Genomic DNA, 9,653 nt, shown 5'->3' on the forward strand with positions numbered 1-9,653 from the left:
GCTCCCGCTGGGTTGCGAAGCATCCCCCCCCAAAATTCTCCTGACAGACCTCATTGATTGGTTTGGCGACTGCTTCGCAGCCGAACGGGAGCAAGCGCCCTCGCCACAGGGTCCATCTGCCGACCCGACGATTAGTCCTGTCTTTTAAAGAACACCGCCTAGACTTCAGTCATCTGCACCCGAGCAGCCAGACATGTCCCGTCGATGGCGTAGTCCAGGAAGGTCAACGCTCCGACTTCGGCTCGGCGGATGGCTGCTGCTGGCGAGTTTTCTGCTGACCGGGCTCGGCAGCGTGTGGGCCAACTGGAACTTTACGCAGATCCTGCAAATAGCCGAAAAGCGCTACGGTCCGCTCGGCCCCGCCCAAGGAAGAATCGAGGCCTGGAGTCAAATGCTCAAAAGCGAACTCAACCAACCCGAGCGCGAACAACTGGACGCGGTCAATCGCTTCTTCAATCAACAGCTGAATTTTCAGGACGACACGCGCATCTGGCGCCAGACCGATTACTGGGCCACGCCGGAAGAATCCTTGATCAAGGGCGCCGCCGACTGCGAAGACTACGCCCTGGCGAAATATTTCAGCCTGCGCCAACTCGGGATTCCCAGCGAGAAACTGCGCATTACCTACGTCAAGGCACTGTCCCAAAACCAGGCGCACATGGTGCTGACCTTCTACAGCAGCCCCACGGCCGAGCCGCTGGTGCTCGACAACCTGATCGGCGAGATCCGCCCCGCCTCCCAACGCAAAGACCTGTTGCCGGTGTACGCCTTCAATGCCGAAGGCCTGTACTTGCCGGGGGCCAATGGCGGCAAACGCAGCAGCGACTCGAAGAAGTTGTCGCGTTGGCAGGACGTGTTGAAAAAGATGCAAGCCGAAGGGTTCGCCGTGGGCGAAGGCTAGCCGCCATCGCAAGGAGCGTTTTATGTCACTGCGCAAACAGTTGTTTCTCGCCATTTGCCTGTTCTTGCTGGTGGCCTTCAGCGGCAGTTTTTTTGTCAGCCTGGAAAGCTCCCGTGAACAGATGCTCGGCCAGTTGCGCTCCCACGCCCAGGACGCTGCCACCGCCTTGGGTTTATCGTTGACCGCGCAGATCGACGACCCGGCGATGACCGAATTGATGGTCAGCTCGATTTTCGACAGCGGCTATTTCCGCAGCATCCGCGTCGTCAATATCGTCGATGGACAAGTGCTGGTGGAGCGCAGCGCACCAGCACAGATCGAAGGCGTGCCCGGCTGGTTTGTGAGCCTGGTCAACCTGCGCCCGGAAGGTGGCGATGCCTTGGTCATGCGCGGCTGGGAACAGGTGGCGCGGGTCGAAGTGCTGAGCAATCCGCAGTTCGCCCTGGCCAAACTCTGGGACAGCACCCTCGGCAGCCTGATCTGGCTGTTGGTCTGCGGATTGCTCAGCGCCGTATTCGGTGGATGGTTGTTACGCCGTCAATTGCGCCCGCTCGACAAAATGGTCAGGCAGGCCGAAGCCATCAGCAAACGCGAGTTCCTCAGCCTGCCCAAATTGCCACGCACACCTGAACTGAGGCGTGTGGTGCTGGCCATGAATCAGATGGTCGAAAAGCTCAAGGCGCTGTTTTCCGAAGAAGCCACGCGCAGCGAAAAACTGCGCGCCGAGTCTTATCAGGACAGCCTCACCGGCCTGGCCAATCGACGCTTGCTGGATGAACAACTGGCCGACTATTTATTGGTTTCCGAGCAAAGCAGTGACGGCCATTTACTGATGCTGCGGATCAACGACCTGATCGGTCTCAACCAGCGCCTGGGCGGACTGCGCACCGACGGGCTGATCAGCGCCGTCGGCGAATTGCTCAAGCGTCTGACGCAGCTGCCTGAACGCCGTACCTGGCTGGCGGCGCGCAATCGTGGTGGTGAGTTCAGCCTGCTGACCCCCGGCCTGGACAGTACCGAAGCCGCCCGACTCGCCTCGGAAATCAGCGCCACCCTGGAAAATCTGCGCCTGACCGGTGCCAGCGATTGCATGCCCGTGGCGCATTTGGGCGTGGTCGCTTATCAGCCCGGCGAACCGGCCAGCGACGTCCTGCTGCGCCTCGATCAAGCACTGGCTCAGGCCCAGCAACATCCCGAACGGCCGTGGGTGCATCTGGCCCGCTCCGATACCGCGACGAACCACACCCAACACGACTGGCGCACCTGGATCGACGACGCCCTCACCGAGGGCAAAATGCAGCTGTATTTCCAACCCGTGGTGCAATGCGCCGACACCAGCCAGGTGCTGCACCACAAAGTCCTCGCGCGCCTGCTCGACCCGCAAGGCGAGGCCATCGCCGCCGGGCATTTCCTGCCTTGGATCGAGCGTCTCGGCTGGACCGCGCGGTTCGACCTGGCGATGCTCGAAGCCACCCTCGACTACCTCATCGTCAACCGCTGGCCCTTGGCGTTGAGCCTCTCCGGCAGTACCTTGCGCGACCCGGCGCAACTGCGACAAATCATCGACATGCTCGAGTCACTGCCCGATCTGGCACCTCTGCTGACCCTGGAAATCGACGAACGCCAACTGCCGCCCCCCGATGAACTGCAACGCCTGAGCCACAGCCTGCTCGACACCGGTTATCGCATCGGCTTGCAGCACTTTGGCGGCAGCTTCAGCCAGATCGGCAACCTGACGCAGCTTGGATTGGCGTACTTGAAAATCGATGGGGCGTACATCCGCCACATTGATGAGCAGAGTGACAAGCGGCTGTTTATTGATGCGATCTACCGGGCGACCAACAGCATTGATTTGCCGTTGATTGCGGAGATGGTCGAGACCAAAGGGGAACTGGAGGTGATTCGGGAGTTGGGGTTGTTTGGGGTGATGGGAAGGCTGATTGGGCCGCCGGAGCCGATGTAAGGGGTATGACTGTGGTCTGAAAGTTGGCATCAGCTGTCAGATGTGTCAGCCCAAAAGACCGCAGGCTTCGGAGAATTTTTTCATGTTAAACGGCGATGTTTAAAAAGACATCTCCTGACACTGACCAAGGCTACACATCCTTGCGCCGTTGCCTACGACTGCGCCAGAATCCGCCGGCTTGTGCGCCTTAGGGTCGGGCTCTATTGTTTCCCGGTCGCTGACAAATCAGCGATCGGGTTTAGCGGCCCGAACCTATGTAGGCGCAACAGCGCTCCCAACTCTCTTGCAGATTGTTCATGTCTGCGACTGACGTCATGGCGGCTGTGCGCGGGAGACTTTCGGGTCTGCCGGGCGCCTACACCCGGTTCGCTAACCTGCGTGCAGCCGCCACCCTTACTTGTTTAGCGACAGGTCTTGGTGGCTCCATTTCTTGTAGGAGTTTCACCATGTTCAAGATCACACCCAACCCACCCGAAACCGACGACGTTTCCCCCTACGAATCCACCGATTCCAAAAAACTCAACGAAGCCGCCGACCGCGCCCTCGACTACTACCTCAAACCGGTCATCCCCGCAGACACTCCGCGTAAACCGAGCACCATCTATTCCATCGCTCCCGACACCAATGACGAAACGCTGCTGGTCAACGCCTGCGAAACCCTGGCGTCGGCGAGTGTGATGCTGAGTAATTTTGCGGGGTTGATGGAAGGTTCGCATCGCAATACGGTACTGGGGATTCAGCAGGTGGTGATGCTGGGGGAGTTGGCGGTGAATCGGATGCTGGATAACTTCGTTCCGCAGGGTTAGCGAAAATCCTGGTGCGAACACTTTCCTGTGGCGAGGGAGCTTGCTCCCGCTCGGCTGCGCAGCAGTCGTAAAACCAGCGAAACGCTGTTTATCAGACACAATCGAGGTGAATGGTTTTGGGGCTGCTTCGCAAGCCAGCGGGAGCAAGCTCCCTCGCCACAACAGCATGTCAGGCTGTGAGTTTTGTGGTGGTTTTTTGGGCCTTCGCGAGCAGCCTCGCTCCTACAGTTGATCTGGGTTGTTCGCCTGTTTTGTGTTCACTGAAGATCAAAGTGTCGGAGCGGGCTTGTTCCGGGCGGCGATCCGGCGAAAGCGATCTCACAGACAACAAAAACCCGCCATTCCTTACCCAGGAATGGCGGGTTTTGTCGTTTCAGAGGTCAGCCTTCAGGTCACACGGTGTCCACCTTCAACGAATGGTCATTCAACATGCCATTGATGATGGTCGCGGTATCGTGCCCGCCCGCCACCACGCCGCCCGCTCCGGGCGTGACGCCGTAGTGGCTGGCCAGGTTGACGCCGGCCAGGTCGATGGTCTGGTTCGGTGCCGCGCCGGCCATGGCGCTGACGTCGATGCTGGTCAGGACCGAGGCGCCGCTGCCGATGACTTTGAAGTGCAGGTAGTCATCCAGCGATGCTGCGGTGCCGTTTTCGCCTTGCAGCAGTTGCGACAAGTCGAGTTTGTCGGTGCCTGGGGTGAAGTCGGTGACGAGGTCGTGGCCGCTGTTGCCTTTGAGCCACTGGAAGGTGTCGGCCCCTGCCCCGCCGGTCAGGGTGTTGTTGCCCAGGCCGCCGATCAGGAAGTCGTCACCGCCGCCGCCCTTGAGGATGTCATCGCCCAAACCGCCGGTGATGACGTTGCTCAGGTTGTCGCCCGTGAGCGAGTCGTTGAAGTTGGAACCGGTGAGGTTTTCGATCGCGGTCAGGGTGTCGGTGCCGGCGCCGCCAGTGTTTTGCGCGGTGGCCACGCTCAGGTCGACCGAGACCCCGGCGGTGGCGTGGGCGTAACTCACGGTGTCGGTGCCGGTGCCGCCGTCGAGCAGGTCGTTGCCGGTGCCGCTGAACAGCAAATCATTGCCGGCGCCGCCATGCAGTTCGTTGTTGCCGGAACCAGCGGTGAGCACATCGTTGCCGTCGCCGGCATTGAGGATGTTGTTGCCGGTGCCCGCCACCAGCACATCGTCGCCGGCCGTGCCGGTGAGGGTATGTCCGTCCTGATAGCTGATGGTCACGCCCGCGCTGTCGCTGCCGCCGTGGTTGTCGTTGGCGGTGTAGGTGCCGTGGGCATCCGGGGCGATGTCATGGCCCCCGGCGTAATCGAGGGTCATGGTCAGCTTGTAGTATTCCGCGTTGTTCACGCCGCTGCCGCTGGTGTTGGTGATGTTGGTGACGTGGATCTGGTAGGTCCCGTCCGCCGCCGCGGTGAGGGTTTGCCCGTCCGCGAGGACGATCCATGCCCCGCCGTTGAGCGAGTACTCCATGGCGATGTGACCGCCCGCCAGATTGTGGTCCAGGTTGAGGGTTTCGCCTTGTTTGAGGTTGACGGTGATCCGGTCCTCATCATTGGCGTTACCGGCGGTGACCCCGCCCAGATATCCACTGACCACCAGCACCGCCGTCATGGTCGTCGCGTTCGCCGCAAAGGCGTTGCGCACGTTCGCCAGGACCTGGTTGGCGTTGTTGTTGCCGGTCGAGGAGAAGCTGATCGCCCCGGTGCCGGTGAAGTCGGCGCCTTTGGAAATCCAGCCGGTGTTGAAGTTGGTGGGTGAAGCCGTCAGCGGATCGCCATCGGCATCGGTGTCGTTGGCCAGCAGCAACTCGCCCGGCACCACGATGTTGCCCGAGAGCACGTTGGTGATGATGTGGTCATCGACCGCCACCGGCGCCGTGTTCGGGATGACTTTGACCGTCAGCGTGGAGCTGGCCAGGTCGCCGTCGTTGTCGCTGGCGGTGAAGCCGATGTTTTCGGTAATCACCACTGCCGTGGTTTTTTGCGAGGTGTAGGTGTACTCGCCGGTGTCGAGGTTCACCACCAACGTGCCGCCATTGTTGGTGGCGATGCTGATGCTGTTGTTCACCGTGTTGAAGGTGCCGTGGTTGGCGCCGCCACTGAAGTTCAACGAACCCTGATTGCTGTTGCCTTTAGGGTCGTAGGTGTACGTCGTGCCGTCGACCACGAGGGTTTTGATGAAGCCGCCATCGGCGCCGAACGTACCGCCCTCCAGCAAGGTGCCCGTCACCGGCGCGCCGACCACCGTGCCCGAGAGCACCGAGTTGAGTTGGTTGAGATCGGTCACCACCACCGCGTTGGTGTTGGTGTGGGTGCTGCCGTCATAAGCCAGCGGATCGAGGTAAGCGTTGCTCACGCCGCTGCCCAAGCCGATCGCGTAGTTCTTGATGCTGTTGGCGTCGAGGAAGGCTTTGAGCGCGGCCTCATCTGCGCTGCCGATGTCGCCTTCGTTGGGTTTGCCGTCGGAGAAGAAGTAGCCGACGTTCTGCGCCCCGGTCAGTTTGCCCGAGGTGTTGAACGCCGTTTGCATCGTCGCGACAGCGGCGTCGTAGTTGGTGCCACCGCCGGCAGTCAGGCCGGAGATGATCGACTTGGCGGTCGCCACATCCACCCAGATCGATGTCTTGTCGGTGGCGTTGCTGCTGAAGGTGACGATCTGCACTTTCACATCGCCCAGGTCGTCGTATTTGTCGAGCAAGGCACTGATCGCCTGCTTGGCCAGTTCGAGGCGCGATAGCCCCGGTACACCGGAGGGGTCGACCATGCTGCCGGAGACGTCGATCACCAGCAGCAGGTTGGAATCGATCTCCACAGCCGCCACCGAACGCTCCGCGCCGACGACCTTGGGCACGTCATCGACGATGTTCACCACGATGGTGCTGGTGGTGCTGTTGCCCAGCGCATCGGTGGCTTTGTAGGTGAAGCTTTCGGTCAGGGTATTCGGGCCGTCGTTGGTGTTCGGCGAGGTTTTCGGCGCCGACGTCAGGGTGTAGGTGTAGGTACCGTTGGGGTTGAGCAGCATTTGCCCGTAGGCCCCGGTGGCGCTGCCGACCAGGGTGTAGGTGATGGCGCCACTCGCGCCAGTAACGGAGCCGACCAGGGTGCCGGTGGCCGTTTCGCCGGTGTTGCCGGGCTCGCTGCCCGTGACAGTACCGGCCGCCAGGTCCAGCCCGTCCTTGGTCAGGTCCAGCGCTTTCTCATAGACGGTGACATCGGTGTCGCTGACCGCTTTGATGCAGCTGTTGTACACATCGATGGTGATAGTGGTGGTGCTTTCATCGCCATCGGCATCGCGCACGGTGTAGGTAAACGTGTCGGTGGCACCGGCACCGCTCACGGCGTTGGGATTGCTGTGGTAAACCGCGTTGCCGTTGGCATCCAGCGTCAGGTAACCGTAGGTGCCATTGATGTTCGTGCCCAGGCCGCCGATGGCCGAGGACGAAGTGTCCGAGCCTGCGCGCACGCCAATCACTGCGCCGCTGAGTGCCGGGCCATCTGCACCGCCGATGTCGTTGTCCAGCACGTTGCCGCTGACCGTGCCGCCTTCGACCACGCTCGCCGTGTCCGCTTTGGCCGTCGGTAAATCATCGACGATGTTGACGTTGATCTGACCCGTCGCGGTGCTGCCGTCAGTGTCCGTCGCCACCACGTTGAAGTTCTCGGTGATGCTGTTGGCGCCGTTGGCGTTCGGATGAGTTTCGTTGTCCGCCAGGGTGTAGCTGTAACTGACCACGCCGGTGGCCGGGTTGTAGCCGGTGATGGTCAGCGTGCTGCCGAGCGGTGTGACGATCGATTGCGGGAAGCCTGCCGCCACGCCGCCAGTGACCAGTGCAATGCCGCCGACGGTCAGGGTTTGCAGCCCGTCCAGCGCGGTCACGGTGAAGGTGCCGCTCTGGGACAGGGCGGGCGCGTTCGGCGTGGTGCCGTCGCTGAGGTTTTTCTCGTAGACGGTCAGTTCACCGCCGTACACATCGAGGCCGTTGAGCGTGACCGGGTCGTTGTTGTTCTGGATGTTCAGCACCAGGTTGGCGGTGCTGGTATCGCCGTCGGCATCGGTAATGGTGTAGGCGAAAGTTTCAGTGCCGGTGCCGCCGCCGTGCAGGTTTTTGAAGTCCGCATCATTGGTGTTCAGCGTGTAGGTGTACGTGCCGTTGGCGTTGAGCACCAGGGTGCCGTAAGTCCCGGTGAAGGTGCCTGGGGTCACAGGCCCGGCGTTCGGGCCGGTGACGACACGGTCCGCGCCCTGAACGTCGTTGCTCAGGACATTGCCATTGAGCGTCAGCGCGGCCTCCGACGCTGTGCCGGTGTTGCTGTCGTTGAAGGCTTTTGGCACGTCATCGAGGATTTTTACCACGATGGTGCTGGTGGTGCTGTTACCCAGGGAATCGGTGGCCTGGTAGGTGAAACTTTCGGTCAGCGAATTCGCGCCATCGTTGGCAGGCGGCGTGGTGGTCGCAGGCGAGGTCAGGGTGTAGGTGTACGTGCCGTTGGGGTTGAGCTGAATCTGGCCATAGTTGCCCGTGGCGCTGCCCACCAGCGTGTAAGTGATCGCGCCGATCGCACCGGTGACCGAGCCGACCAGCGTGCCCTTGGCGGTTTCGCCGGTGCTGGTCGGGTCGCTGCCGATGACCGTGCCGGCCGCCAGGTCTTGCCCGTCCTTGGTCAGGTCGAGGGCATTTTCGTAGACGGTCACGTCGGCATCGGTGGACGCGACAATGCAGCTGTTGGACACGTCGATGGTGATGGTGGTGGTGCTTTCGTCACCATCGGCATCACGCACGGTATAGGTGAACACATCGGTCGCGCCGGGGCCGTTCACCGCGTTGGGATTGCTGTGGTAGGTCGCATTGCCGTTGGCATCCAGCGTCAGGTAACCGTAGGTGCCGTTGATGTTGGTGCCCAGTCCACCGATGGCCGAGGTCGAGGTGTCCGAGCCTGCGCGCACGCCAATCACGGCGCCGCTGAGCGCCGGGCCATCGGCACCGCCGATGTCGTTATCCAGCACGTTGCCCGAGACGGTCGCGCCCTCGTCTACCGAAGCGTAATCAGGGTTGGCGGTGGGCAGGTCGTCGACGATGTTGACGTTGATCTGGCCCGACGCAGTGCTGCCGTCGGTGTCCGTCGCCACCACGTTGAAATTCTCGGTGAGGCTGTTGGCACCGCTGGCATTCGGATGAGTTTCGTTGTCCGCCAGGGTGTAGCTGTAGCTGATGACGCCGGTGGTCGGGTTGTAGCCGGTGATGGTCAGCGTGCTGCCGAGCGGTGTGACGATCGATTGCGGGAAGCCTGCGGCCACGCCACCGCTGACCACCGAAATGCCGCCGACCGTCAGGGTTTGCAGGCCATCGAGGGCGGTCACGGTAAAGGTGCCGCTCTGGGTCAGCGCGGGCGCGTTCGGGCTGGTGCCGTCGCTGAGGTTTTTCTCGTAGACAGTCAGTTCACCACCGGCGACGTCGAGGCCGTTGAGGGTCACCGGGTCATCGTTGTTTTGGATGTTCAGCACCAGGTTGGCGGTGCTGGTATCGCCGTCGGCATCGGTGAGGGTGTAGGTGAAGGTTTCCGTGCCGCTGCCATTGCCGTGCAACGCTTTGAAGTCGGCATCGCTGGTGTTCAGGGTGTAGGTGTACGTGCCGTTGGCATTCAGCACCAACGTGCCGTAAGTCCCGATGAAAGTGCCGGGGGTGATCGGGCCGGCGTTTTCGCCGACGGTCACGCGGTCGGCGCCTTGGGTGTCGTTGGTCAGCACATTGCCGTTGAGGGTCAGCAGGGTTTCCGAAGCGGTGCCGGCGTTGCTGTCGTCTACGGCTTGGGGCAGGTCGTCGACGATGTTGACGTCGAGATTGCCGTTGGCGGTGGTGCCGTTGTCATCGACCACGGTGACGGCGAATTGCTCGGAGATCCCGTTGGCACCGTTGGCCGTCGGATGCGCTTCGTTATCGGCCAGGGTGTAGCTGTAACTGACTACGCCGGTCG

General features: G+C 61.7%; 4 protein-coding genes. 3 read left to right on the forward strand and 1 reads right to left on the reverse strand.

Features of this window, described 5'->3' with window-relative positions; all coding sequences use genetic code 11:
• The first annotated feature begins 193 nt into the window (after window positions 1-193).
• The 3 genes from lapG to QMX98_RS28045 all read left to right on the forward strand — a co-directional run bounded on the left by lapG (window position 194) and on the right by QMX98_RS28045 (window position 3,670).
• Window positions 194-901 (forward strand): cysteine protease LapG, encoded by a 708-nt coding sequence (gene lapG, locus QMX98_RS28035; protein WP_010461977.1) that lies wholly within the window; start codon window positions 194-196, stop codon window positions 899-901.
• Between the two features lie 22 nt (window positions 902-923).
• Entirely contained in the window at window positions 924-2,864 is a 1,941-nt protein-coding gene (gene lapD / locus QMX98_RS28040; protein ID WP_282411711.1) for a cyclic di-GMP receptor LapD, read from the forward strand.
• A gap of 446 nt (window positions 2,865-3,310) precedes the next feature.
• Window positions 3,311-3,670, forward strand: a complete 360-nt coding sequence (locus tag QMX98_RS28045; RefSeq protein ID WP_010461993.1) for a DUF6124 family protein — start codon at window positions 3,311-3,313, stop codon at window positions 3,668-3,670.
• A gap of 392 nt (window positions 3,671-4,062) precedes the next feature.
• Here QMX98_RS28045 and QMX98_RS28050 read toward each other — a convergent pair.
• The coding region (locus QMX98_RS28050) for a VCBS domain-containing protein (RefSeq protein ID WP_282411712.1) at window positions 4,063-9,653 on the reverse strand (5,591 nt) is incomplete at its 5' end.

Origin of the sequence: Pseudomonas sp. PS02303 (assembly GCF_029959925.1) — a bacterium.
Taxonomy (GTDB): domain Bacteria; phylum Pseudomonadota; class Gammaproteobacteria; order Pseudomonadales; family Pseudomonadaceae; genus Aquipseudomonas; species Aquipseudomonas mandelii.